Here is a 23,017-nt window from a genome sequence, read left to right as displayed (position 1 = left end):
TGTCGCCAGGCGGCGCGGGTTCCCGTTCGAGCTGAGTCGGGGCCGGGAAGATACACGGGTGCGGTGGACGGCACGGCGGCGGGTGATCAAATGCCGAGGGCGAGCACCTCCTCTCGCTGGACCTATACAAGGCGACCATGGTCCGCTTCCAGAGGCAAAAAGGGCACCAATACCAGCACATCGTGGTGAAGTTCGTGGCCGTCCACGAAGACAAGGACATGGTGAGGCCTGCGGACGCGCAGCGGTTTCTCGACGCGTGTCGGGACCACCTGCGCGGGTTACCCGCCTGGCCGGAGTGATGGCTGATGTTCCAGCGACCGTCCCCACGGCGTCGTCGGGACCGCTCTGGCCGCCCCGGCCAAGGCATCAAGGACCGTGAGGGGCACAACGCCCGAAGGCCTGAAGTGGTGGTCGAGGGCAACGGAGGCAAGTCGATGAACACCCCAGAGCACGCCCCGAGCCCCCCGGACGCCGCGGGACACGGCCTCATCGAGTTGCACCTCCGCGACGTCCGCCAATTGTTCGACGCCCTGGACCCCTCGCCGTTCCGGGAGAAGGATCTGGACCCGGACGCCGAGGAGTACATCGTTGATAGCGCTAAGGAACTGCCGCCCGGCGGCCCGCGAGCCCTGGTCATCCACCTCGATCAGCCGACAGGACTTCCTGACGAGGAGCGGGCCGTCGGCGACGCCGTGCGCGTCCACTTCGTGCGGCGTGCGAGGCTCCTGCGGCGTGACCTGCGCCGGCTGTTCCGCCGCGGCCTCATGAGCCTCGCCATCGGCGTTGCCTTCCTGGCCGCGGTCATCGCCGCGGCTCGGTTGATCGGCCCGCTCCTGGGCGAGACCGCCGTGGGGGTTCTGTCGCACGAGGGACTCGTCATCCTCGGGTGGGTGGCGATGTGGCGGCCGCTGGAGATCTTCCTCTACGACTGGTGGCCGATCCTCGGCGAGCAGCGCATCCGCGACCGGTTGAGCCGGATCGAGGTGCGTGTCGTCCCAGGGAGCGCCCGCGACCGGGACGACCTCGCCCGGCTCCTGACCGGGGCGGACGGGGCACCGACGCGGGTCTTCAGCAGCTCGCACGCCGACCAGTCCCAGCCGCTGCCATCCCGTAGGTCGACGACGAAGATCGAGTGACCGGCTACGACAGGGCGACTTCCCAGGCGGCGTATGATGCCGAAGCAACTCAGGCTCTTCTCGAACAACATCTGGACCAATGTTCGTCCCGACCGTAATCACCATCCCGCAGCAGTTCTCAACCGTCCTGCCGAACAGTTCGAAGACCCACTCCCCGGCTTGGCCGATGGCCGCACGAAAGAGACCGGGTGGTTTGCGATATTGTAGTACCCGATCCGCGTACGGACCGGCACCGGCAATCTGTGCCGCCACACGTGGGCTAGGGTCGAATCGTGCTTCCGCCGGTGCACGAGTGCTACCCGGCCGTCCTCCGACCCCGGGTGTGAAGGCTGGGGGAATAGAAGCCCCTCTGCCCGCCAGACCGCGTTGAGTGATGATCACTCTCTCGGGCTGTGGCCTTCACGCCCCTTACCGATTCGAACGGCCAGCATCGAGATCGACCCGCCGTCTACGCCCTCGATCGGGAACGTCGTGCCGTCGCCCTCCTGCCGGGTGCCGAGGGCATAGAGGAGCGGCAGGTAGTGCTCGGGCGTTGGGACGGACAGTAGAGCGTCCGGCCCGAGCCTTCATATTCCAGGAGCGGCCGGTACCCGTACCTCACAATCGAGCGGGCCGTGCGGGCCAGCCAGGTGACACGGGCCGCGGCCCAGAACAGCATCGACCGGTTCGTCACGGCCGCCATTCTGCGTGAGATCACCGGCAAGCAGCGGTACCGCATCTACTGCGCGGACGAAATCCTGCACCTGCTCGACGCCCCGCTCACCCCCGAGGCCCCGTAATGCCCCCGAAGAAGAAGCCCGCGGCCGGCGACGCGCCGAAGAAGGAGCCGAAGCCGAGGGCGAAGAAGCCCGCACCACCGGCCGCGGCGGTGGACGCCATCAAGCACGCCGAGGCGAAGCGGTCGAACATCCCGACGCGGGAGAACGACGCGCCCCCCGCCGCCGGACGTGACCGCCGGCAAGGCCGATTACGTGACGGTCATCCTCGACAACCTGCGCAAGGCCGGCGTGCAGAACACGAAGAAAGGCGAGCGCATCAAGTTCGACCGGCTCGACCTGTACCCTGGCCGGGCTCTCATCGCGGAAGGCGAGTACGCCGCCGCCGACGGCAAACCGCGGCGGGTGGGCGTGTGCCTCGGCCCGGAGTTCGGCACGGTCGACCCGGAACTGATGCACGACGCCGCGAAGGAAGCCGCCCGCAGCCTGAAGTTCGACTTCGACTTGGTGCTGGTGTGCGGTTTCGCGTTCGACCCGCACGTCTGGGAGGAGGGCAAGGATGTGGAGCGGCAGGTCGGCAAGATGAAAGTGCTGCTCGTCCGCATGAACCCCGACCTGGCGATGGGCGACGAGCTGCTGAAGAAGACCGGGGCCGGCAACCTGTTCATGGTCTTCGGCGAGCCGGACATTGAGCTGACGAAAGACAAGGCCGGGAAGTACACCGTGACCGTGAAGGGCGTGGACATCTTCGACCCGACGGCCGGTGAGATCCGCAGCAGCGGGCCGGACGAGATCGCGACGTGGTTCATCGACACCGACTACGACGGCAAGAGCTTCTTCGTCCGGCACGCCTACTTCCTCCAGGGCGGCAAGGAAGGCAAGGACGGCCCCTACGACAAGCTGAAGAAGGCGCTGAAGGCCGATATCGACGAGGCCGAGTGGGAGAAGCTGTACAAGTCGACGAGCGTGCCGTTCGCCGCGCCGAAGACCGGCAAGATCGCGGTGAAGGTCATCAACCACTACGGCGACGAGGTGCTCAAAGTGTACCCGGTGGGCGGCTAAGCATGCTCGTCAGGACCGCAACAGAACAGGCGAAGTTGTCGAAGGCCCGCGGCCGGCCTGCCTGTCGTTCCAGCCGTTCTCGGCCGTGGACCTGTTCCGGGAGATTCACACCTCGCTCTTCCCCGACGTGCCGCAACGGGTCGCGCTGTGGTTCGTGGATCACGGGTCGCTTGCTTGCTTGTGCCACGAACAGGACCGGGCGGACAGCTACGTCCATCAGCTGCTCAACCACCCGGAAACGCCGGTCGAGGTGATGGCGTTCATCTGCAAGCACGAACTCCTACACTTCCGGACCCCGTCGGCTAGGGACGTCAATCACACGCCGGAGTTCTACGCGGCGGAACTGGCCCTCTCCCCGGAACGACCCATCGTGTGGCGATGGATTATGCGGAACCTGCACGACTGCCTACGGGTCTCTGCAACTACTTTCGCGCGAAACCGGCGGCCGGGCCAGTGTGGGCCGGGACGTGGGCGAGCGGCTGTAGGGCCGCCGAAATGCTCCGCCGTGACCTCGAAGCCGTGGACATCCCTTACACGCTGGACGGACCGGATGGCCCCGAGCACGCCGACTTCCACGTCCTGCGGCACACCTACCCACCTGACCATGCTGGGCCGGAACGGCGTCGATCTGCGGACAGCCCAGGAACTGGCCGGGCACTCGATGCCACTCCTCACGGCCCGCTACTACCACTGCCGCCTGTACGACCTGGCCGGGGCGGTCGAGAAACTGCCGAACCTCTTGCCGGAGACCGATTCGCCCGGAAACGCGGCAGAGCATTCTCTTCGCATGACCGGCACGGACGGCGTGACGGGTGCAATGCCGGGTGCAGTGACAGGGGGCGCGGAACGACATGTGATAGCACCGAATTGCACTTTCGGTATCGTTGATGGAACGTCGGAGGATTTGCGAGAAAGACTAGAAATGAAAGGGGCCGGCGCTTCTCAGCACCGGCCCGCATCGAACTGCACCGAGTTACCCGGCAAGGATTCGAACCCGGTTCCGCAAACACTTCAGATGAAAGCAACTTACGTCAATCGACCGTTTCGAGTGGTGCAGAATCCGGTGCAGTCGATGTGATGGCCGCGTTCGTGAACTCCCTCACCGCCGAGCAGCGCATCCAACTCGCCGCCATCCTCGGCGCGATGAAGCGGCCGACGTGAAGGGAAGGCCGATGGTGCCGGGTGAACTGCCGGTCTGATGGTGCGCGGCTCACCCGGAAGAAACCTCGGGCGGGCGCACCCTGGTCAGCAGGTTAGACGGGCAACCGCTCCCGTTCGAGCGTGAGCGCCCGGGAACAGTAACGTCGGGCGAGCAGCCACGAACCGACGGCCAGGGGGAGCAACGCCAGCGCGCACGAGAAGAGGAAGCTAATCGAAGTGGGCGCGTAAGAAACGATTCGCGGCCCCTCGCCCGTGTGAAAGTGGTCGATCATCGGCGGCAAGTCGCGTTTCTCCGCGTACCGGTTCAGGGCGTCCCAAATCTGATCGGCGATCGCCTCGGCCTCGCCCGGCGGGAAGTTGTCGCTCCGGCGCACGTACTCACCGACCACCTCCCGCGTGAGTGGGATGAAGGTGGTGTACGAGTTCGTCCAGTGCCCTCGCTGCCGCGCCAGGTCGAAGTACAAGTCCTCGAACGGCGGCCCCGCCCCGGGCCGCCCCCGCCCGGTGTAGACGACAACGCCCCCGTTGAACCCGAAAGCCCGAGAGTTCCCCCACCCGTGAACTTGAACGGAGAAGACGGCCGTTCGATTCGGGGCCGTCGGTAGCGTGGTTCGCACCTCTTCCCCGGCGACCGTCTCGCAGGCATCCGGCACCTGATTGGCCACCCACGCCCCGGCCGGCCACATGGGGATGAGCAGCAGCAGGGAGAGCGGGAGGGCCAACCCAAACGGGTGCGGCGGTGTGACCGTGACCGAGAGACCGTTCCAGATCTGCCGACAGAACCACAGACCGAGTTGGGCGGCCAAGGGGAGCAATGACAGGACGAAGACGAACACCAGGAACTGCGGGAGTTCTTCGACCGCCGCCCATAACTGATAGATGGCGACCCACAGGATAAGGGATGGTGCGATCGTCGCGGCGGTGTGGAACCCGACCATTCGCACGCCCTCGGCCAGCAGCGGTGACTTGCTCGCTCGCACAGCCCCATCAGCTTACCAGCCTCCAAGAGGAGGGGCGGGCCATTTTTCTGGGCCTCTTCTGGTGTAGACCGACCGGTCAGCCGCGCAAAAACTCGGGGGAGTTTCGAGGGGGTGGGGTATTCGCCGCCTCTCCCCGCATGGGACTGGCCGAGTAAGGGGTCAACGATACTCAAGATGGGTTGGAAGGAGGTAGCACCCCATCGCGGTCCTCTTGGCGTGCCCGTTGTGCGATTCGCCAATGAGGCCAGAAGAACGCTGCCGATATGACAAGTCCCACGCCCGCAACAACTAGATGCTGCAATCCCTCTCGCCGTTCCGCGATGAGGACCAATTGCCAACTTCGCTCCCGTTCTGCGGTGAGGGTGTCCTCGGTCGGCTTTGACCGCTCGGGCGTGCTATTGAATTGCGACCACGCCCGGTTGCCCCAGTACCGTTCATTGGTCTGATGGGCAAGGAAAGTATGGGGATTGACAACTAGTTCCGGGCCTACCACGGCTGCAAAGCCGATACAGACCCAGAGGGAAGCGACGGCAAACGTGATCAGGGTCGTGAAGCAGATGAGCAATGCATAGAGTTCGAGTAGCGACCACCGTCTCATGACAATCCCCCGGAATTGGCCCACACTGAAACTGCTACAGAAAATTGGCCGCTGTGTCCTTCATCCGGCCCTTTCAGTGGTCCTTTCCTGGCATCGGATTTAGCCCGGGGCGTTCCTAAGTAAGTAATGGTCGTCTGCCCCGGCCGGCGCGTTGCTGAGTGGGAAGGCGGTCCGGCAACGCGGTTGCGGCGAGATGCCGGGCACGTTAGGCTTTAGCATGTCGCCCGGGTGGCCCGATCATGCACCGACCCCTTATTGCCCCCGTTCCCCGTGCCGTGCTGTGGGGATTGGTGGGCCTCCTGGTTGCTGGGGCCGCCGGAGCGGGCGAGTTCGCATGTGGTCCTCGCACTGGGGTTCGCGTGTGGCGGCTTCACTACCAAGCTCAATCGGCCCTACCTGTTGGATCGTCTTGCGAACAGGTTGAAGCTTGGCTCAACGCCAAAGGCTTACCGTACTCTGTCGTGTATGACAAAGGAGGAGATCGGCTCCTCTGGTATCTGGTACGAATGCAGAATGGTAGCCGCATGTGGCCAAACGCGGAGCTCTGGATTCAATTGGAGTTCGACGGCAAGAAAAGGCTAAAAGCGATCTCGGCTGGTCAGAATTAGACCGCTACGAGTTGAACCGACCGACTGAGTAGGTTTGTTTCGTACTCTACAAACCCGCCGCTATCGCTTCCCCGCTCGACGCCCCCGTCGGCCCAAGGTGCGCGCCGTCCACGGGGCGAGCCGCTTGCCGAAGTGCCACCCGTGGCCGCTCCGAGGGCGGTGGGAAGGCGCGACGGGGACCGCGGCGGGGGGCGGTTCCGACCGCGGTTCCTCGGCCGTCGATGTGGCTTGAGCCAGTTCGAAGGCCGCACGGAAGCCGGGCCACCTCAACAGCGTGATACCGCTCACCCCGACCTGCTTCGCGATCCGGTGGAGGATCGGCCCGCAGTCCTTCAATACCTCGATCGCCTTCGCTTGGAGTTGGAACGCCTTCACCGAAGGGAACTCGGCCGCCATGCGGTCGTAGACCTCCCGGAACCGCGGCCAACTCGCCAGCGTGTCCTTGCCGACACCAATCCTTTCCGCGATGGGGCGCATGACCGGCCCGAACTCTTGCAGCGCGGCGATCGCCACGGGCTCCAACTTGTCACACTTCTTGCTGCGCGTCACGGCCCGCGCACGCCCAGACGACTTTCTCGGCCTCTGAGGCTTCCATTCGCTTCCCAGCGCACTTTGAACGGCCGGATTGCCCGCGGCTAGCGTCTTGGTGGCGTTGCGGAGCATCAACTTCACGTCCTTCACCGACCGGCCGATCCGGTCCGCGACTTGCGCCGGGGTCATCCCGTCGAGGACGATCGGCTCCACGATCGCCCGGGCCGCCGGGGAGAGGTTGGCGAGCAGCGGTTCCGCCACGGCCGCCCGCACGGCCCGGTGCGCCTCGTCGCCGTCTTCGTCGTCCAATTCACCCGCGTCGGCATCCGGGCCCAGAACGCTGGCGTCCGGCGAAGGGTAGCCGCTCGCCATCTCCTCAAACGTGATGTCGAAGCCGTGCGGGTTCCGCAGTAGCGCCGCCGCGACCGGCTCGGTTATGAACTGCGATTCGCGGATGCGGAGGATCGCCCGCTTGGCGATGCCAGTGGCGTACGTGACCCACGCCGCCCCGCGGGCCGGGTCGAACTTGTCCATCGCCTTCAAGACTTCAATCCGGACGTCCTGCATCACGTCGTCGAAGTGGTGCAACGGGAACATTCGGAGCACGACCTTACCGATGCTCCGGTCTGCCTGAGCGAGCATGGCGCCGCGCTCTTCGCGGGTGTACTTCGAGGGCGTTGCGGGAGGGGCTTGGCACATGGGGAACTCCGTGAGGGGCTTCCCGTTATTGCGGATGGCGTCCCCCGCGGCCGACCGTCGTTCACCGCCGCCGGGCGACGATCGGCGGGGCGAGTACCACGACCGTGCGGCCGGATGCCGACTCCCGGACCGCCCCGATGAGCATCGACCCGCCGGGCAAGCCGGGGCCGTCGATCCGCACCGTCTGCCCTTCCGCCAACCCGAGGGCGTCCCACTCCCGCGACAGGACGCGGAGGCGCACGCCCGTCCCCTCGGCTACGACCCACGCAAACACTGCCCGCCCGCTCAGCACGACCACGCACGACGAAGAACCCATTGCCCTGATCTCCCCGGGTTGAGACGTGAACCCGCCGAAACCTGCAACGAGAGCGCCGCCGGGGTGTCCGATCAAGGGTGAAAGGCGCGAATGTGTCGGGTCGGAATGTGCGTCGTGCGGGCGGTGCCGGTCGTCTCCATCGGGCGGGATGCTCCATCCGGCCGAAATCGGCGCAGACCCCCCCTCCAAAAAGTTTCAAAACTCCCGTGAGTTTTTTTGCGGCTGACCGGTCGGTCTACACGCGGCCCGCCCCAGGAATTCGACCCGCCCCCACCTCCTGACGATCGCCCCAGCGTCCCCTCATCCTGCGTCACACATGGCGACGGGCCTATTGGCTGTCGGCTATTGGGGCGGGCGATGAGAGACGGGATGACGTCAGCGTGACGGGCGAGGCCGATGCTGTAACTGCTTCAGCCATCCCCCACCCAACGGGCCGTTGCAGTGGCACACCTCTTGCAGAAAAGGATGGTGGATTGCCCTTCACCTAACCCTTTGTCAGTGGTGCTCTCATGGCGTTACTCTCGCAACCAGCATTCGGGCCTAAGCTATCGATCGGCCTTATCTTGCTCGGCACGTTGATGGATGTGTGGGCGCTGGTCTGGCGATTCACACTCGGGGGTGATGAACTCACTCCGATGTCGCGATTCTTCTTCACCGGAATTCTTCTCACCGGCGTTACCCTGTTGCTAGTTGGCGTCTTCCTCGGCCAGATCGGCCGTGCGGCACGAAAGGCCGAGTTGCCTCCCGCAGATGTCACCGGTGCCGAGGTGGCCATCAATCAAACAGCGGCCGCCCACCCGCCCGCGGTTGTTTCCCCCGCGGGAACGGCCGCACGCAATGTGGTTGGCCAAAACGCTGTGCCAGTGAACTCGTCACCCCAACAAGCCGTGTCGTCCAACAGGCCGATCATTGTTGGCAGTTGAACGTGTGCCGCGAAGGGCGAGAGGAATGCACCTTTGCAGCGCGTCCGGTATCGATCTTGCTCAAACTGTGCGGCCCAGATCTTCAACCGGAGAGTGTCATGGCCAGTCCCGTACCGAACGACACGCAGCAGGGCAACCGCAACGACCAGCCGGCCAGCCCTTACGGCCCACAACCCTACGGCACCGACGAGGCCGCCGGCGGGGCCGACAGTTCCCCGTACGAGAATGAGCCGAGCGGCGAGCGGGCCGACAAGGCGAAGGAGGACAAGGGCAAGCGAACTCAGCAGGAACCGCCCGGTTCCAAGCCCGTTCCGAATGGCTGAACTTGGTCCCCACAATGGTCTGCTCGGGGGCGCACCCGTTCAATGACTCGGGGCGGCGGGTCTCTCAGGTCCGCCGCCCCTGACCGCTGGGAGAGTGAGTTCCCTACGGCTGCTGAGAGTTTACCGAGTTCAGGCCCGTGGATGATCCGTAGGCGGTCGCTTTTCGATTGCACGCATCTTAGTGGGTAGGTATACCAGGGATTCCTGTCGGTCGCGCTCTCGTTGAGTCGCGGCAAAAGGGATGGCAGGGACGAATCGGCCGGGGTTGCAAGCGATTGTGATTCCGGCCGGTATCGTTGCCGAGCTGACCACCGTTCAAATGACGCGGGGCGACGGGCTTCAGTCCCCGCCGCCCCAGGCCGCCGCTAGTCCCCACTCTCGACGGCTTGGCCTCAGTCTACAGCAACCCGCCCTAACACGGAAGCGACTTCTCGGCGCAAAGCCACGCGGTTACGGTCCGACCTTCTCGGACACCATCCGATTCAACCCGTCGTCTCGCCCGCCAACTTCTTCCGCATGAACCGCCGGGCTTGCCGGTACGCCAGCCACCCGGCGTCAGCGCCTTCCCCCGATCTGCCCGCCCGGATCGCTACCCGTACCGCGGCCGCTGTCTCTTTCGGCAGTTTGATGTGAGCCGACGCGATCGCATCCCCGCGGAGGTTCAGCCGGATGACGCCCATTTCGTGCAGTCGCATCGCCTGAGCCCGTGATCCCACGTCCTGCCCGTCCCACTCGGCCGCCGTCGCCGACCACGGGTGCCCCTTCGCCCGCCACCGCCGCCGCAATTCTGACACGAACTCTTCCGCCGGTCCGAACCGCTCGGCGCGGAAGACGCCGTCCCGGGCGCCGAGGAGCATGGCGAGGAACGGCAGATCACGGGCTTCGATGGTCGCGGTCATGACGAACGTCTCCGGGCGGGTTAAATGGTGCCCAACGGGCGCAGGTTCTCGAACAGGTCGACCAACTTGCCGATGCCGGACTTGATCTCGCCCAATACGCCCAACTGCCTCTCGCCTTGCGTCTTCAGCAGGTTGTCCGTGGCGATCTTCGCATTGAGCGAGTAATCCTCCAGTGAGCCCCGGATGATGGCCCCATTCTTCTCGTCCCCCTTGACGTGGCCGCCCTTCACCTTGTCCTCGTCCAACTTGGCGAACCCGCCGGCCGCCGCCAGTTCCTTGTCTGCCACCTTCGCCCGGTTCTTGTACTCGTTCAACTTGGCGTCCAGCTTCGCCGCCGTGTCGCCGAACCCGTTGATCTGCTTCAGGCCCCAGTCTCGCATCTCCTTGGCCTTCGCCTCCACGTCGGCCTGGAACCCCTCGACGCGGGCGTAGGCGTCCTTGAAGAACGCCCCGCCCAAGTCCTCGGGCAACTCGGCCGCGATGCCGATCAGGTTCTTCAGCCCGCGGACGACGAGGGCGAACCCGTCCACGAGCAGCGACAGGGCGACGGACACGCCCCCGGCCCCGGCCTTGAGCGCGTCGAACGTGTACGCCCCGCCCAACCCGATGACCCGCAACGCCCCGCCGATCACGTCGGCGATGCCCGGCCACTCGCCCGCCAGGCCGAGGGACGCTTCGACCCACTCGGCGATGGCGGACACGATGTCGGAAATGCCGTCGAGCAGGAACTCGACCATCGGGGCGGCCACGGCCATGTACCCCTCGACGGCCCGGCCCACCCACCCGAACGCCGGGGCGAGGAACGTGATCAACTGCCCGGCCGCCGTGCCGATAGTCTCGATCACCGGGGCCATCGCCACGACGACCTTGTTCCACAGCCCTGTAAACAGCGCCTCGACCTTCGGGATGGCCGCGTTCGCCTTCTGCACCGTGGCCATTTCGCCGTCGGACAGGGCCGCCCCGCTCGCCCTCTGGGCGGCCACGAACGCCCGTAACTTGCCCTCGCCCTGCTGAAGCGTGGGCAGCAGCCGCAGACCGGCCTCCTCGAAGAGCTTCATGGCCGCCGCCGCTTGGACGCCGGACCCTTCCGCCCGGGAGATGCCGCCGGCGATGGCGTAAAACTGGTCCGCGGCGTTCATGCCCTGGAGTTGGCCGACGGAAAGGCCGATCTGCCCGAGCGCGTCCGCCGTCTGTGTCCCGCCGGCGGCGATCTTGGCCGACATCTTGCCGAGCAGGTTGCCGAACTCGGGCAGTTCCAGGCCCGACTTCTTCGCCGCCGCGCCGAGGCCCATGAACGCCTCGGACGAAACGCCGAGCGTTTGCGCCTGCCGGCCGATCGCCGACAAGTCTTTCACCGAGGCAACGGCATCGCCGAACAGCTTGAACCCGCCGGTGGCGAGGGCCAGCGGGGCGGCGATCTTGCCGAGGCCGAGGTTCCCGAGCAGTCCCCCGACGTTCAGCTTCGCCACGTCCGAACTGACTTTGTTCTTCCAACTGGACAGCTTCGAGTAGGCGGCGTCGAGGCCGGATTGCAGCCTCTCGGCGTTGGCGGACAGGATCAGGCTGGCGGTGCCGATGGACGCGGACATTCGGGCGCTCACGGGTGGGAATTGGAGGTGCGAGGCGCGGGGAAACGCCCACCCGTTTTTGCGGTTCGGGTCAAACGCCCCCGCCCCGCCGATTCACCGGCGGGGCGGGGGCGATCGCGGCGGGGCCGGCGGTTAGAAGAACTTGTCGGTGAAGCTGACTTGCTCGTACAGGTTGAACACGAGGTACGTCGGACCGGCCCCGGCCGGCGTCCGCTGGCCATTGCCGTTCAGATCCGCGACCATCGGGTCGCCGCCGCCGCCGCGAATCTGGCGGTAGATCGTGACCCCGTCCTGGACGATCGCTTCGACGCTCCCGCGGTCCCGGACCTTGGTCGGGTTCCACGGCTTCTTCGACTGTTCCAGTTCGAGGGTGATCGTCCAGTACGAGATGAGGCCACTGTCGCCGGCCTTTTCGAAGGTGCTCTTGGCACTCAGGTCGTTCACCCGCAGGGTGCGGGCCGGGAACCCCTGCCAGGCCGCGTCGTTGATCGTGTCCCACAACAGCCGCAGGTCCGCGATGTTGATCGTCGCCCGGTAGAACTCGACGCGGATGATCATGTTCGACGCCGGCACCTGGAGCGGCGGGTCGAACGGCTGGCCGGCCGAGTTTTCGATCCGGAGGGCGGAAGCGAGGGCGTCGAACTCAACGACGCGCATGAACTCCTTCCGGTCGAACGACCAGACGGCCGGCCGGAGTTCCGGGGCTTGGAGTTGGTTCTTCGAGTCGGAGGGCCGCAGTTGCGTGCCGTCGGGTTGCGGGCTGGCCTGGAACGGCTTGGACGAGTACGGGATTTCGACGACCCAAACGACGCCGTCGCTCTCCTGCTGCGCCATCTTGATTGTTTGGGCGATGCACGCCGGCCGCTGCGGGTGGGCGTCGTAGTGGTTTACGCCGATGGCCGTCGCGATGTCCGCGGCCATCGGGTTCAGCGTGTCGCACACGACCTTCCACTTCCGGGAGCCCGACTCGTACCCGTCGGGGTCGGTCTCGAACGACCGGCCGGGGACTTCGTACACCGTGATCGACATGGCTGGGCCTTGGGTGGGGAGGTGAATCCACCCGTTCTTGCGCTTCGCTGCCCCGGTAAAACGAAACGGGCCGGGGATCACTCCCCGGCCCGTTCAGCACTGCCTCGCAGATGGACTACCGCTGGTCGTCCGTCAAAAGGGACTGCGTCTCACGCCGCCGTGCTACTTCCCAGGCGCACTTCGTACCGCAATGCGGTCGGGCCTTGCAGCGGCGAAGTACTCGTGTGTCGGACAGTGTGCTATAATGGTTCTGTCAAGGGGAGTACTCTCGGCGAAAGACCCTGTAGCGGGGTCGGCCAACTTACTAGCCTAGCAGGCACGGTCAAGCGGCCAGAAAGGCACTCTCATGAGTGACCCGCTCAAGCAATCCGTGGATCGAATCACATCGTTTGCCACGACTCTCAACAAGGCATCTGATTCACTTATATGTGTCATCAAAGACCTTGAGGATTTTCTTGCCCAGAATGGCGTTGGCGTTTCCACCTACGTTGAAATCAAACGATCACCAGACATTTTTGACGGACCGGATGACATTACGTCAGTAGGCTACGATCGGTGGGAGGGCAAATTCCGGATTGTGGTATGGGAAGGCACTGATCAGTCAGCCGGAACATGTAAGCCGTGGGGCGAATGCGATCGAGCGACCAAATTACTGTCGGCCTCTTTTCTACCCCAACTCTTAAAACGAATCGCTGATGACTTGGAACAGGACGCAAAATCCGCGATGGATGCCGCGGAACAGGTGGCGAAGGCGATTGAACCCGCATTAAAGTCGAAGGGGGGTAAGAAGTGAACCCCCGACATCCCGTACCCGTATGGGTACGCAACCTCGCTTGCTTGGTGGGCGTGATTGCGTTCCCGGGTTATGTTTTTGCTTCCAGCATGAGCAACACCTTCAGCCCGATTTGTGGCGGGGGCGCGTTGGCGTTCTCGACTCTCGCCCTTCAGTTGGCCTTCACACCGAAGCATACAGTGAAGGACTGATGACACACGGGGTTGTTGGGTACGGTGCCCAACAGCCCCGCTTTTGTGCCGCTTGAAAGAGAATGAGCCGCCGGCGTTTACCCCACCGGTTGCTTCCGCAGTTCCGCGATCGCTTCCCGGACATCTAGCACGCTCCGGCCCGTGGCCGCCGCGATCGCTTCCGCCGTGGCCGGCCCGGGGTTTTCGGCCAACCCTTCCGGTGTCTGCGGGGCGTACCTCGGCCACGTCAGGAGCATCACGGCCACCTCGCCGACGATCCGGTCCCACTCCATCGCCTCGCAGAATCGGACGGATGCCGGCCGCCCGCTGTCTCCGTAGTGCTCGCCGAACGCGGCCATCGCCTCGGCCTCGATCTCGAACCGTAAGGCGTTGGCGTTGACCGTCAGCGTGCCGACATGTTCGGGATCCTCACAGATGCCGTGGTAGTGGTCCCGGAATCCACTCTCGATCTCGTCGTCAACGACGTCCAACCGTGCCGACCGACGGCGGTTGGCCTCGGCGACGTAGTACACGTGATACGTCCGCGTGCCCGGCGCATCCTCTGCATCGTCCTCGTCTGCATCCTCTTCCTTGGCGTCATCGACTTCCGGCGCATCCTCGGCCGAGGCTGGTTCCACCTTCGCCGCCGCGGGAATCGCGACTTGCGCCGTGGTCGGCGTTCGCGGGGCCGCCGTCCGTTCGAGCAACCCGACGGCAGTCATCGCGGCCAAGGCATCTTCCTCGACTTCCCACCCGTTGAGCGTCTGGATGAAGTCCCGGATCGTGTGGCAGGCGGTGATGAGGGGTTCCGGGTCGCCGTCCGCGGAGCGCAGCACGTCGATCACGGCCGGCGGTTGCAAGCCGACCGACACCGCCGGCGCGTCCACCAGGGCAGGCGGATTCATCTCGTTGTTAACTTCATCGTCCACGAGCCGGTCGAACGCTTCGGGGTCGACGAGTCGCCGCAGTTCCTGCATCAGGGCGTAGGTTGTTGCACCGTTGTGCACGACTTCGCGGATCATCCGCAGCAACCCCGCCGCGTCGGTCGCGGTCGGGGCGTTGCCGGTCGTCGGGGCTTCGGTTACGCTGGTCATGGGTTCTTTCTCCGAACGGGGTTAAGGGACTCACCCGCCCGGCGGAAGGTGCAACTTCCGCCGGGCAACTCTGGTGAACGGGGTTGAGACAACGGCGCACCCCGCGATCCGTGCGGGGCCGCCGAGCGTCGGGCCGGTTCCGCGTCGTGCGGCCGGGTTGCCGACGACCGCCGTCCGTGGCGGCCACCGGTGGCTTCAGCGGGCCGCGATCAGCCCTTCGCGGATCAACTCCTTCGCCGCGTCACAGTGCTTGCACGTCCTCTTGAAGTGGAACCCGTCGCACGTGCACTTCACCGGACGGCCGGCCCGGTCGCACGCCACGCCGTACACGTCGGCCGCCGCGTCGAGCTTGCAGAACAGCACCTCGCCGGCCTCGACGTCGATCCCGTAGCTGTCCAGGTCGCGTTTCCCCTGCACGATCGTCAGCGTGCCGAGCCCCGGCTTCGTCGGCTCGCTCGTCGGGACGAACGCCCACCGACGGGCCGCGTGCGACTTCGAGGCGGGCAGTTGGCCGGTGACGATGTCCAGGACGCTCATCTTCGGCTCCTTCGGTACAGACCTTCGACGCGGCCGGTGGAGTGACTCCGTTCGGCTGACGTTTCCGGTTGCTGATGGATCGTTGTGAGGGTATAGTACCATAGTCTTATTTGATGTCAAGACTATGGTACTAAAAATCGGAGGCGACATGTCACTCGGCGAAGCGGTGAAAAAATTGCGCGAAGCAAAAGGAGTGAGCCAACAAGCCCTTGCAGACGAGATCGGCGTAACTCAGACTTTCGTCTCGAAGCTCGAAAAGGGTGACCGTGCACGGCTAGGGGCGGATGTGTACTTGAACTTGTGTGATGCGCTGGGAGTTGATTGCAACCACTTCCGCAAGTTCCTTGGCTCTCTCGGCGCCGAGGCAAAGTCTGCGGCAAGCGTGAAGCCGCCCAAGAGCTCAAAAGCCAAGAAGTGATTCGCCAGGGAAGTGGCCGGAATCGTGAGGCGCGATCCCGGCCATGGACTCTGATCTAATGAGGGGGTAGCGAGGCCCGCCCGCCAATCAAGATGTCTCTCGCCGCGGAATCGGGAAACGCTGGTTATTCTGTCTCGCCGTCAGGAGAGCATCTTCCGAACGCGCTCGCAAGCGGCTTGAATTCTCCGTTGCTCTTGCGACGGGGTCTCCTGCATCGGCGGCGCGTCGCCGAACATCGCCTTGTGGCAGTTCGCCTGGAACTGGAGAAGTTGTTCCTCGCTGACCTTGCACCGGGTGCCGATGACGTAGCACTCCATGCGAACGATCTGTCCCCCGACTCGGATTCCCTTGGGCCATGAGCGGGCCGTCATCAGCGCGACCCCGCACCGTCGGGCCACCTCGGCCAGCGACATCAGGTCGGGAGGCACAATCTCGTTAGTCTCGTGCACGGGAATTCCTTTTTGTTCGCAGGGGACGACGCAGTCTCCAGCCTTAACCCGGTCAGCGCGTTCAGGTCGAGTACGCAGAGCAGGCGCGGGCTGACGCTCCCGGCGCGCCGCCGGCCCCTGTTTTCTATGCCCGCTTCTTGCGAGGTGGCCGCGGTAGCGAGTTCGGATCGTCACCTAACAAGATCCTCGCCTGTCGAATATCTTCCTCAGTACGCCGAGCAAATTGCGCCGGCGTTTCGACCGTGGTCGGCTCCTCACCGAACATGGCCTTGTGACAGTCCACCTGGAACTGCTTCAGGTCCGCTTCGGACACCCGTACCCGGGTGCCGATGACGACGCACCGGAGCTTCACGATCTCACCGCCGACGCGGATGCCCTTCGGCCACGATCTCGCCGTCATCATGGCCACCTTGCACCGTCGCGCCACCTCGGCCAGCGACATCAGATCGGGCTCATTCGCTTTGATCTCGTCCAAGAGCACTCCTTCCGTTCACCGCACGGATATAGACCGCTGCCGATTATCATGCTGCCCTGAGCCGCGTCGAGGTCGGTTGCGGACCACTTGCATTTTTCGGCCGACAACCGCGGCGCAAGAATCCACGCGGCGGGATGGGCCGTAAGGCGGGTGGGAGAACGGTGCGGCCCTCTCGCCCCGCCACTCCCCGATCGACACGTCTCACTCTGACTTCAAGGAATCCCATGTCCTACTACCGTGGCGTCCTGCTGGCCGGTCGGTTTCGCACGCAGTTCGAGTTGAACCATATGTTCGATGATGGGCAGCGGAACACGCTCATCGCCACCCTCGTCGGCCTGTCGAACCAGTCCGTCTCGCACTACCAAGCGATGAACGTCTGGGACCTGTGCGGCACGGGGGCGGCGCGCACGTTCCTGCGGGAAACCAAGGGCCGGACCGACGCCGAACTCCAGGCGATGACCGACGACGACGTGCGGAACACGCTCATCGTCGCGATGCACGCCCAGACCGGCATCCCCGTCCCGACGCTTCAGGGGATGACGGACCTGAACCTCGCCCTCTTGGGGCTGGGAAGTGACCGTTCGTTCATCCGCGGCGCGCTGCTCGTCGGCCGGTTTCGCACGATGGCGGAACTGCTCGCCATGAGCGCGGAAGACCAGCGGAACACGCTGATCGTGACCCTGGCCGGACTCTCGAACCAGCCCGTGAGTCACTACCAAGCGATGAGCGATCGGACCTTGGGCGGGGCGGGCGCGGCGCTCGTGTTCCTTCGAGAGGCGAAGATCCGGGACGACGCGGCGTTGAAGGCAATGAGCGACGACGACGTCCGGAACACGATGATCGTCGAGGTGCAACAGCAGACGAACACCGACGAGCCGGTAGACTTCTTCCAGGGCCTGGACAACCTGGACATCATTCAGATCGTCCTCGGCGCGGATGCGTTAGTTCTCCACTGATTGTCTGCGGGGGAACGGAGGCCGGCCGGTGTTGCGTTCGCACCCCGCCGGCTTTACCACTCAGCCAGCATCCGCTGAAGCTCTTCATTCTCCCGTCGGAACCGCCGCTCGACTTCGCTGTCCGTCTCCGGCGGCGGCCACTCCGGTTCGCCGAGCTTGGCCCGCGTACACTCGTCGCGGAAGAACTCCAGATCCTCCATCGTGACGCGGAACCGGTCGCCGAACGCCACGGCGCGGAGTTTGATGAGCCGCCCTTCGATCCGCACGCCCTTGCGAATCCAGTGGTTGATCATCCTCGAAGACACCGAGCAATGCGCGGCGGCTTGCGACGGTTTGAGGTACTTCGGCTGGGGCTCGTTGCTCATGATGCGCATCCGTTGAGGGCACTTCCTTTCGGCGAGGAACGCCGCCTGGGACGGCCGTTCCTACCCGCCGGATTGATTTTGTATCGTACGAAACAAAAGTACACTTGAGCCGAGTTTGCCGGACGTGCGGGCGATCGTTGCAGCGAAGGCCGTCACGGGTGGCGCGATCCGCTTCACTTCGCGCCGGCCGTGTCCGATGCTGACAAGGTCTGGCGGCGCGGCGAGTAGCTTCCGACGTGCCCAACGCGCTCCGCCGATGCCTTCACCACCCGGGAAGGCATCGGCCGAGCGGCTGGACGTTCCGGGTGAATGCCATGTCGTTTGCAGAATCGAATGAAACAGTTGTTGGTGCCGTTTTCCTTGCCCAATCTGCACTCTACTCTGCTCAACACCTGCGGGAGTTGATTGCCAAGAAGTCCCTGCATGCAACTCTTGAACAGCAACACATCGAGTTGGTAACGCGGCTGATGGCTCTGACAACCGCTTTGACGAACTGTGACTCAAAACTTACTACGCATCTCTCTGCCCTTCGTCGGGCTGCGGTACCGATAGAGGACATTGTCGCGTGTGGTGTTTCACACCACCATGCCGCATCGGCTCATGAGGCGGCGGTCGGCACTTCGAGCGAGGCGCGGTTAGTATGCTTGATGAGTTCCTGTCGGAATGCAGAGATGTTTGTCAACTATCCAGGTTTCAAAGAAATAAGGAAGACGTCGATCAAAAGCCAAGCCGACAACGTCTTGCGACAGACTTGGATGGAATTCCACGACAATGCCCCGGATGAATACATTGCCGAGTTGACGGCACGGCTTAGCCGGCTACTCCCGTTGGTTAAGCGCGAATCCGCGGCCGCCTTTGCAGAGACCCGAATTGCAGCCTCGATCGAAAACTCCGACAGCGGCGGGATCAAGATTCAGGCGAAATCGGTATCAATGGGCGGCAGCAAGGGCAAGAACGTCAACGCGCAGGTTTACGACCTCGTCATGAAAAAACCTGCCGCGAAGGGATGGACGTGTCAGCAAATCGCAGAGGAGATCGGCTGCCATCATTCCTCCGTCGTGCGAACAAAGGCTTGGAAACAGATCGCAGCCCTTCAGGAGACAGCGAAGCGAGATGCCATCGATCGCCAGTCCGACAAAGGACAGAGGTAAGTTAGCCGTGTGCGAATCCGATTCGCACACAGTGTGTGGTTTTTTGGGATTTTGCTTTCGCCGGGATTTCTAGTCATCCGACGCCGTTTCTGCCCCCTTGTGCAAATCATTTTCCTCCTGTAATTGCACAACCGCCGGTAGGGTAAAGGAGGTGCCGAATGGCAGCCTGTACCCAACCCGGCCTACCACATCCGAGCGATCCGCCCTGCCTGATTGCGATCCTCATCGCCGCCAAGAAGACTGGTGACAAGACCATGTCCGCCCTCGCAAGCCAGTGGCTTGAAGAGGCCGGCATCTCGGTCCGGTTCGCGAAGGACGCCCCGGCTCTTCGGCACGGTGGGAAGGCGGTGCGCCATGCGTAACGCCACCGCTACTAAGGCCGCCGCCCATACGCTGCTCGAAGAGCGGCGCGAACGGCTCATCCGGCACGCCCGCCGCGTGTTGCTCCGTCGCCTGCTCGCCGAGGGCACGGCGACGATCGACGACGTTCGCGCCGCCGTGGCGGTGCCGACCGACGTCGATCCCAAGTTCTTCGGGGCCGTGCCGCTCAAGCTGGCGAAGGCCGGCATCATCGCCAAGAACGGGTACGCCGAGTCCGAGCGGGCCGAGGCCCACGGCCGGCCGGTCATCCGCTGGCGGCTGATCGACCGAGCGAAGGCGGAAGCTTGGCTGGCGGCCAACCCCGCCGACGCGCCCACCCCTCCGCCGGCCCGCCGCGGTCCCGTCGCGCAACCCTCCCTCTTCGGCGACACGTCCGCCGTCACGCTCCCCGACTGACCCCCGATGCTCACGGCCCGCAACCGTTGCGGGCCGCCCATCCCCGTACCGAGGTGACGAATGGCGGGCGACTGGATCAAGTGGACGAAAGGTCTGGCGAGCCGGCGGGAAGTGGCCGTCCTGTCGGCCGCCCTCGGTCGGGACCGGCACGAGATCGCCGGCCGGCTGATGGTGCTGTGGGAGTGGTGCGACGACAACGCCACCGACGCGGACGCCGACACGGCCGACAACGTGTCCCTGTGCGTCGGGGACAAGGCGTGCGCGTTCCTCGACGCGATCACCGGGTTGCCGGGCCTCGCCGAGGCGATGGCCGCCCCCGGCGTCGGCTGGCTCGTCATCGAAGCGGCCGGCCGGGTCGTCTTCCCGCAGTTCGCCCGCCACAACGGAACTAGCGCGAAGACAAGGGCTTCCGACGCGACCAAGAAGCGGCGGCAGCGGCGGTGTCCCGAATCTGTCCCGAATCTGTCCCCGAAATGTCCCGGTGCGAACGGGACAAAATCGGGACTAGAGAAGAGAAGAGAAGAGAGTAATACCTCAGTTCCTTCGGAACTGACCGCTGACGCGGCGGGCGTGAGTCTGCCACCGCCGTCGATCGTCTCCCCGCCCCCAACGCCACCCACGACGACGAAGCCGAAGAAGGAGCCGACCGGCATCGACGCGGACCTTCGCCGGGCGTTCTGCGGGCGTTGGGAGCGGCGATACGGCGAGTCGTACCCGTTCGACTACGGGAAGGAGACGTTACTCCTGCAACAGATTCTGAAGCTCGTGAAGGGCGACACGGTCAAACTCGGCGTGATCCTCGGTCGATTCTTCGCTGACGACGATCCGTTCTACGCCGCGGAATCGCGGCACTGTGTGGCGAAGCTCAGGCAGAACTTCGCCCGTTGGTCGGTGGAAGGCCCGCCTCCGGATGCTCGCCGCGGAGGGTTTCAAAGCCGGGCCGACGCTCAGGATGAGCGATTGGCGAGCTACATGATGGACGCATTCGGAGGGGCGATATGAGTGAAGCACTGGCTCGAACACAAACCACCGTTGCGGCTCGGCTGAGCCTGTCGATGCAGGACTACCGCGACCTTGTGAAGCGGCCGTTACTTGCGCTGCCGCCCGAGGCCCGCACGGCGGCGCTCAACCTGTGGGTTTGCAACCAGCACTTGAAGGGCTTGGAGTCCGCGATGCCGCTGACGGCGAGGTTCAGCGTCTGGATTGATCGGCACGGGCTGGCGGTGGACGACGCGATCACGGTGATGAATTCCATGCTCTCGCCGACCAATATGCAGTGCTTTGAGTTCAGCGGTCAGTTGATGACCAAGCTTGCGGCCGAGGTTGCCATGATCCTGGATCGGCGGCGGAAGGAAAAGGAACGGGCCGAATTCGCCGCCCGGGAAGCACAGCGGGTTGCTGACCGGGCATCGCCGGCGCAGCTGAAGGCCGTGCGGGATCAACTGTCGCAGATCGGGGCTTTTGGGGACTGATCCCACGGGGTCGGTATTACGGCGGGCCAGGTTGGCCCGCCAACCCCTCAGGCTTCGTGCAGGATGCGCGATCGACCCCACGGACGGGAAGAACGTCATCCGCACGGCGATCGTCACGTAATCGCGATCCTGGCGCGATTAAACCCATGACCCTACAACCGGACCTTTCACGAGGCACACCATGACCGCTGTTGCGCTCCCCTCGAAGCCGATGCCCACCGACCGCCTGCCCGGCCAACCGTGGCCCATCGCCGACGCGGCGAAGTTCTTCGCGCTCTCCATACGGTCATTGACACGCGCCGCCGAGGCGGGCAAACTGCGGGTCGTGCGCATCGGCCGGCTCGTCTACGTGCCGGACGCCGAGGTGCGGCGGGTGGCGAACGACGGCCTGTGACCGGAACCCTACTTCTACCCCAGCGAGGGCGATCGAGCATGGCAAGCGTGACGACGGAAGCGAACGGGAACCGCGTGGTGCAGTTCGTGGGGGCGGACAAGAAGCGGCGGTCGGTCCGCCTCGGCGCGGTGCCGATGAAGGTGGCGAACGCGATCAAGCTCAAGGTCGAACACCTCAACGCGCTGGCCATCACGAAGCTGCCGATGGACACGGAAACGGTGGTGTGGGTCGGCAGCATCGGCGACGACTTGGCCGCGAAACTGGCCGCCGTGGGCCTCATCCCCGAGCGGCAATCCGCTACCCTTTCTCAGTTCCTGCGTGAGTACGTCGAACGGAATTCGCACGATTGGAGCGCCGGCACGCGAACCCAAGTCCGACAGCGGTGCGGCAACCTGATCGAAGCCTTCGGACCGCACCGGGGCTTGCGCAGCATTACCGCGAACGACGCCGAGGAACTGAAGCAGGCCATGCAGGCGAAGGGACTGGCCGACACGACCATACACCGCCGCGTCCGGGCCTACCGGAACTACTTCGCGGACGCAGTCCGGCTGAAGCTCATCACGGCCAACCCGTTCGCCGAGGTGCGGTGCCGGGAGGGCGACAACGCGAAGCGCAAGCAATACATCCCGGTCGACGCCGTCCTGCGGGTCATGGACGAGGCGAACCCGTGCTGGCGCACGATCGTTGCCCTGGCCCGGTTCGCCGGGTTGCGGACGCCGTCGGAAACGCTGATGCTCCGGTGGGACTGCGTCAACTTGGCGACCGGCCGCATGGTGGTCGATTCGACCAAGACGGGCGACCGGATGATGCCGATCACGGCCACGCTCCGGCCGTACCTCGAAGAGGCGTTCGACCTCGCACCGCCGGGGACGGTGTACGTCGTCTTCGGCCCGCAGGCCGACCACTACCGGGCGACGTCGAACACGGACCGCGGGTGGATCAACACGAACGTCCGCACGACGTTCCTGAAGCTCGTCCACCGGGCCGGGTTGGAGCAGTGGGCGAGACCGTTTCACAACCTGCGGGCCAGTTGCGAAACGGACTTGAACGCCGAGTTCCCCGCCCACGTCGTGGCGAAGTGGATGGGCCACTCCGTGGCGGTCGCGGAAAAGCACTATTTGCAAGTTCGGGACGCGGACATCGACCGGGCAAACGCCTTCCAACTTCCGTCGAACAAGGCGGTGCAGAATCCGGTGCAGTCAGGGGCCGAAACGAGGGGACGGGAGTTGACAGCAGAGCCGAAGAGAAGTGAAAAACCGCTTGAAAATCAACTGTTGTCAGCTTTTGACCAGTACTGTTCAGATGTTCAAATTACCCGGCAAGGATTCGAACCTTGACAAAGAGTACCAAAAACTCTTGTGCTACCGTTACACTACCGGGTAATCACAGAAAAATA

At 64.5% G+C, this 23,017-nt stretch carries 28 protein-coding genes and 1 tRNA gene; 17 read left to right on the top strand and 12 right to left on the bottom strand.

The window, feature by feature from the left end:
- Positions 1–137 precede the first annotated feature (137 nt).
- The 5 genes from PX52LOC_RS40215 to PX52LOC_RS04555 all read left to right on the top strand — a co-directional run bounded on the left by PX52LOC_RS40215 (position 138) and on the right by PX52LOC_RS04555 (position 3,992).
- Positions 138–299 (top strand): hypothetical protein, encoded by a 162-nt coding sequence (locus PX52LOC_RS40215; protein WP_168218798.1) that lies wholly within the window; start codon positions 138–140, stop codon positions 297–299.
- Positions 300–434: 135 nt separating this feature from the next.
- Positions 435–1,136, top strand: a complete 702-nt coding sequence (locus tag PX52LOC_RS04565) for a hypothetical protein (RefSeq protein WP_149108983.1) — start codon at positions 435–437, stop codon at positions 1,134–1,136.
- A gap of 614 nt (positions 1,137–1,750) precedes the next feature.
- On the top strand, positions 1,751–1,915 hold the full coding sequence (locus PX52LOC_RS40210; protein WP_168218797.1) for a hypothetical protein: 165 nt from the start codon (positions 1,751–1,753) through the stop codon (positions 1,913–1,915).
- Positions 1,916–2,083: 168 nt separating this feature from the next.
- On the top strand, positions 2,084–2,914 hold the full coding sequence (locus PX52LOC_RS04560; protein WP_149108982.1) for a hypothetical protein: 831 nt from the start codon (positions 2,084–2,086) through the stop codon (positions 2,912–2,914).
- Positions 2,915–3,464: 550 nt separating this feature from the next.
- Complete coding sequence (locus tag PX52LOC_RS04555; RefSeq protein WP_149108981.1) at positions 3,465–3,992, top strand: hypothetical protein; 528 nt, start codon at positions 3,465–3,467, stop codon at positions 3,990–3,992.
- A 175-nt stretch (positions 3,993–4,167) separates the two neighbouring features.
- Here PX52LOC_RS04555 and PX52LOC_RS04550 read toward each other — a convergent pair whose 3' ends face one another.
- The 3 genes from PX52LOC_RS04550 to PX52LOC_RS04540 all read right to left on the bottom strand — a co-directional run bounded on the left by PX52LOC_RS04550 (position 4,168) and on the right by PX52LOC_RS04540 (position 7,807).
- A complete protein-coding gene (locus PX52LOC_RS04550) occupies positions 4,168–5,055 on the bottom strand; it encodes a hypothetical protein (protein ID WP_149108980.1) in 888 nt (295 codons plus the stop codon).
- Positions 5,056–6,321: 1,266 nt separating this feature from the next.
- Positions 6,322–7,491 (bottom strand): sigma-70 family RNA polymerase sigma factor, encoded by a 1,170-nt coding sequence (locus tag PX52LOC_RS04545; protein ID WP_149108979.1) that lies wholly within the window; start codon positions 7,489–7,491, stop codon positions 6,322–6,324.
- 61 nt (positions 7,492–7,552) lie between these two features.
- Positions 7,553–7,807 carry a hypothetical protein gene (locus PX52LOC_RS04540; protein WP_149108978.1) on the bottom strand — a complete coding sequence of 85 codons (255 nt, stop codon included), beginning with the start codon at positions 7,805–7,807 and terminating at the stop codon, positions 7,553–7,555.
- A 509-nt stretch (positions 7,808–8,316) separates the two neighbouring features.
- On the opposite strand from PX52LOC_RS04540, the gene PX52LOC_RS04535 reads away from it, so the two are divergent.
- Positions 8,317–8,730, top strand: coding sequence for a hypothetical protein (locus tag PX52LOC_RS04535; protein WP_149108977.1), 414 nt, complete (start codon positions 8,317–8,319; stop codon positions 8,728–8,730).
- A gap of 98 nt (positions 8,731–8,828) precedes the next feature.
- Positions 8,829–9,053, top strand: a complete 225-nt coding sequence (locus tag PX52LOC_RS04530) for a hypothetical protein (RefSeq protein WP_149108976.1) — start codon at positions 8,829–8,831, stop codon at positions 9,051–9,053.
- A 482-nt stretch (positions 9,054–9,535) separates the two neighbouring features.
- Here PX52LOC_RS04530 and PX52LOC_RS04525 read toward each other — a convergent pair whose 3' ends face one another.
- The 3 genes from PX52LOC_RS04525 to PX52LOC_RS04515 form a co-directional block, all read right to left on the bottom strand.
- Positions 9,536–9,952 (bottom strand): hypothetical protein, encoded by a 417-nt coding sequence (locus PX52LOC_RS04525; RefSeq protein WP_149108975.1) that lies wholly within the window; start codon positions 9,950–9,952, stop codon positions 9,536–9,538.
- 20 nt (positions 9,953–9,972) lie between these two features.
- Complete coding sequence (locus tag PX52LOC_RS04520; RefSeq protein WP_149108974.1) at positions 9,973–11,541, bottom strand: phage tail tape measure protein; 1,569 nt, start codon at positions 11,539–11,541, stop codon at positions 9,973–9,975.
- A gap of 132 nt (positions 11,542–11,673) precedes the next feature.
- Positions 11,674–12,570, bottom strand: coding sequence for a hypothetical protein (locus PX52LOC_RS04515; protein WP_149108973.1), 897 nt, complete (start codon positions 12,568–12,570; stop codon positions 11,674–11,676).
- 346 nt (positions 12,571–12,916) lie between these two features.
- On the opposite strand from PX52LOC_RS04515, the gene PX52LOC_RS04510 reads away from it, so the two are divergent.
- Positions 12,917–13,363 carry a hypothetical protein gene (locus PX52LOC_RS04510; RefSeq protein WP_149108972.1) on the top strand — a complete coding sequence of 149 codons (447 nt, stop codon included), beginning with the start codon at positions 12,917–12,919 and terminating at the stop codon, positions 13,361–13,363.
- 268 nt (positions 13,364–13,631) lie between these two features.
- Here PX52LOC_RS04510 and PX52LOC_RS04505 read toward each other — a convergent pair whose 3' ends face one another.
- Entirely contained in the window at positions 13,632–14,627 is a 996-nt protein-coding gene (locus PX52LOC_RS04505; protein ID WP_149108971.1) for a hypothetical protein, read from the bottom strand.
- A 195-nt stretch (positions 14,628–14,822) separates the two neighbouring features.
- Positions 14,823–15,164: a hypothetical protein gene (locus PX52LOC_RS04500; RefSeq protein ID WP_149108970.1), complete on the bottom strand. Its 342-nt coding sequence runs from the start codon at positions 15,162–15,164 to the stop codon at positions 14,823–14,825.
- Positions 15,165–15,312: 148 nt separating this feature from the next.
- On the opposite strand from PX52LOC_RS04500, the gene PX52LOC_RS04495 reads away from it, so the two are divergent.
- Entirely contained in the window at positions 15,313–15,582 is a 270-nt protein-coding gene (locus PX52LOC_RS04495; RefSeq protein ID WP_168218796.1) for a helix-turn-helix domain-containing protein, read from the top strand.
- A gap of 140 nt (positions 15,583–15,722) precedes the next feature.
- On the opposite strand, the gene PX52LOC_RS04490 is transcribed toward PX52LOC_RS04495, so the two are convergent.
- Together PX52LOC_RS04490 and PX52LOC_RS04485 are read right to left on the bottom strand one after the other, a co-directional pair.
- On the bottom strand, positions 15,723–16,031 hold the full coding sequence (locus PX52LOC_RS04490; RefSeq protein ID WP_149108968.1) for a hypothetical protein: 309 nt from the start codon (positions 16,029–16,031) through the stop codon (positions 15,723–15,725).
- A gap of 124 nt (positions 16,032–16,155) precedes the next feature.
- A complete protein-coding gene (locus tag PX52LOC_RS04485; RefSeq protein ID WP_149108967.1) occupies positions 16,156–16,506 on the bottom strand; it encodes a hypothetical protein in 351 nt (116 codons plus the stop codon).
- 224 nt (positions 16,507–16,730) lie between these two features.
- Between PX52LOC_RS04485 and PX52LOC_RS04480 the strand changes: the two genes are divergently transcribed.
- On the top strand, positions 16,731–17,462 hold the full coding sequence (locus tag PX52LOC_RS04480; RefSeq protein WP_149108966.1) for a hypothetical protein: 732 nt from the start codon (positions 16,731–16,733) through the stop codon (positions 17,460–17,462).
- Between the two features lie 53 nt (positions 17,463–17,515).
- On the opposite strand, the gene PX52LOC_RS04475 is transcribed toward PX52LOC_RS04480, so the two are convergent.
- The gene (locus tag PX52LOC_RS04475; RefSeq protein ID WP_149108965.1) at positions 17,516–17,827 is read right to left on the bottom strand and encodes a hypothetical protein; all 312 of its coding nucleotides are present in this window, start codon (positions 17,825–17,827) and stop codon (positions 17,516–17,518) included.
- Positions 17,828–18,141: 314 nt separating this feature from the next.
- On the opposite strand from PX52LOC_RS04475, the gene PX52LOC_RS04470 reads away from it, so the two are divergent.
- The 7 genes from PX52LOC_RS04470 (at position 18,142) to PX52LOC_RS04440 (ending at position 22,958) form a co-directional block, all read left to right on the top strand.
- Entirely contained in the window at positions 18,142–18,978 is an 837-nt protein-coding gene (locus PX52LOC_RS04470) for a hypothetical protein (protein ID WP_149108964.1), read from the top strand.
- 158 nt (positions 18,979–19,136) lie between these two features.
- Positions 19,137–19,340 (top strand): hypothetical protein, encoded by a 204-nt coding sequence (locus PX52LOC_RS04465; protein ID WP_149108963.1) that lies wholly within the window; start codon positions 19,137–19,139, stop codon positions 19,338–19,340.
- Complete coding sequence (locus PX52LOC_RS04460; protein WP_149108962.1) at positions 19,333–19,755, top strand: hypothetical protein; 423 nt, start codon at positions 19,333–19,335, stop codon at positions 19,753–19,755. Before PX52LOC_RS04465 ends, PX52LOC_RS04460 begins: the two co-directional genes overlap by 8 nt.
- 60 nt (positions 19,756–19,815) lie before the next feature.
- Positions 19,816–20,757 carry a hypothetical protein gene (locus PX52LOC_RS04455; RefSeq protein WP_149108961.1) on the top strand — a complete coding sequence of 314 codons (942 nt, stop codon included), beginning with the start codon at positions 19,816–19,818 and terminating at the stop codon, positions 20,755–20,757.
- Complete coding sequence (locus PX52LOC_RS04450) at positions 20,754–21,227, top strand: hypothetical protein (RefSeq protein WP_149108960.1); 474 nt, start codon at positions 20,754–20,756, stop codon at positions 21,225–21,227. The genes PX52LOC_RS04455 and PX52LOC_RS04450 overlap by 4 nt, the downstream gene beginning before the upstream one ends.
- A 181-nt stretch (positions 21,228–21,408) precedes the next feature.
- On the top strand, positions 21,409–21,621 hold the full coding sequence (locus PX52LOC_RS04445; RefSeq protein WP_246173651.1) for a helix-turn-helix domain-containing protein: 213 nt from the start codon (positions 21,409–21,411) through the stop codon (positions 21,619–21,621).
- Positions 21,622–21,659: 38 nt separating this feature from the next.
- A complete protein-coding gene (locus tag PX52LOC_RS04440; protein ID WP_149108959.1) occupies positions 21,660–22,958 on the top strand; it encodes a tyrosine-type recombinase/integrase in 1,299 nt (432 codons plus the stop codon).
- Here PX52LOC_RS04440 and PX52LOC_RS04435 read toward each other — a convergent pair.
- Positions 22,933–23,003 (bottom strand) — tRNA-Gln (locus PX52LOC_RS04435). The genes PX52LOC_RS04440 and PX52LOC_RS04435 overlap by 26 nt on opposite strands.
- Between the last annotated feature and the right edge of the window lie 14 nt (positions 23,004–23,017).

This window comes from Limnoglobus roseus, from assembly GCF_008254045.1.
GTDB lineage: Bacteria > Planctomycetota > Planctomycetia > Gemmatales > Gemmataceae > Limnoglobus > Limnoglobus roseus.
The sequence above is the reverse complement of the archived record's forward strand: the minus strand, read 5'-3'. Positions and strand labels throughout refer to the sequence as shown.

Bases quoted from the DNA above. Each gene is read 5' to 3' on its own strand.
- PX52LOC_RS04540 (WP_149108978.1), bottom strand. From the start codon at position 7,807: ATGGGTTCTTCGTCGTGCGTGGTCGTGCTGAGCGGGCGGGCAGTGTTT.
- PX52LOC_RS04495 (WP_168218796.1), top strand. From the start codon at position 15,313: ATGTCACTCGGCGAAGCGGTGAAAAAATTGCGCGAAGCAAAAGGAGTG.
- PX52LOC_RS04545 (WP_149108979.1), bottom strand. From the start codon at position 7,491: ATGTGCCAAGCCCCTCCCGCAACGCCCTCGAAGTACACCCGCGAAGAG.
- PX52LOC_RS04530 (WP_149108976.1), top strand. From the start codon at position 8,829: ATGGCCAGTCCCGTACCGAACGACACGCAGCAGGGCAACCGCAACGAC.
- PX52LOC_RS04555 (WP_149108981.1), top strand. From the start codon at position 3,465: ATGGCCCCGAGCACGCCGACTTCCACGTCCTGCGGCACACCTACCCAC.
- PX52LOC_RS04470 (WP_149108964.1), top strand. From the start codon at position 18,142: ATGTCGTTTGCAGAATCGAATGAAACAGTTGTTGGTGCCGTTTTCCTT.
- PX52LOC_RS04520 (WP_149108974.1), bottom strand. From the start codon at position 11,541: ATGTCCGCGTCCATCGGCACCGCCAGCCTGATCCTGTCCGCCAACGCC.
- PX52LOC_RS04510 (WP_149108972.1), top strand. From the start codon at position 12,917: ATGAGTGACCCGCTCAAGCAATCCGTGGATCGAATCACATCGTTTGCC.
- PX52LOC_RS04535 (WP_149108977.1), top strand. From the start codon at position 8,317: ATGGCGTTACTCTCGCAACCAGCATTCGGGCCTAAGCTATCGATCGGC.
- PX52LOC_RS04475 (WP_149108965.1), bottom strand. From the start codon at position 17,827: ATGAGCAACGAGCCCCAGCCGAAGTACCTCAAACCGTCGCAAGCCGCC.
- PX52LOC_RS04515 (WP_149108973.1), bottom strand. From the start codon at position 12,570: ATGTCGATCACGGTGTACGAAGTCCCCGGCCGGTCGTTCGAGACCGAC.
- PX52LOC_RS04465 (WP_149108963.1), top strand. From the start codon at position 19,137: ATGGCAGCCTGTACCCAACCCGGCCTACCACATCCGAGCGATCCGCCC.
- PX52LOC_RS04440 (WP_149108959.1), top strand. From the start codon at position 21,660: ATGGCAAGCGTGACGACGGAAGCGAACGGGAACCGCGTGGTGCAGTTC.
- PX52LOC_RS04455 (WP_149108961.1), top strand. From the start codon at position 19,816: ATGGCGGGCGACTGGATCAAGTGGACGAAAGGTCTGGCGAGCCGGCGG.
- PX52LOC_RS04450 (WP_149108960.1), top strand. From the start codon at position 20,754: ATGAGTGAAGCACTGGCTCGAACACAAACCACCGTTGCGGCTCGGCTG.
- PX52LOC_RS04505 (WP_149108971.1), bottom strand. From the start codon at position 14,627: ATGACCAGCGTAACCGAAGCCCCGACGACCGGCAACGCCCCGACCGCG.
- PX52LOC_RS04480 (WP_149108966.1), top strand. From the start codon at position 16,731: ATGTCCTACTACCGTGGCGTCCTGCTGGCCGGTCGGTTTCGCACGCAG.
- PX52LOC_RS40215 (WP_168218798.1), top strand. From the start codon at position 138: ATGGTCCGCTTCCAGAGGCAAAAAGGGCACCAATACCAGCACATCGTG.
- PX52LOC_RS04565 (WP_149108983.1), top strand. From the start codon at position 435: ATGAACACCCCAGAGCACGCCCCGAGCCCCCCGGACGCCGCGGGACAC.
- PX52LOC_RS04445 (WP_246173651.1), top strand. From the start codon at position 21,409: ATGACCGCTGTTGCGCTCCCCTCGAAGCCGATGCCCACCGACCGCCTG.
- PX52LOC_RS04460 (WP_149108962.1), top strand. From the start codon at position 19,333: ATGCGTAACGCCACCGCTACTAAGGCCGCCGCCCATACGCTGCTCGAA.
- PX52LOC_RS04525 (WP_149108975.1), bottom strand. From the start codon at position 9,952: ATGACCGCGACCATCGAAGCCCGTGATCTGCCGTTCCTCGCCATGCTC.
- PX52LOC_RS04500 (WP_149108970.1), bottom strand. From the start codon at position 15,164: ATGAGCGTCCTGGACATCGTCACCGGCCAACTGCCCGCCTCGAAGTCG.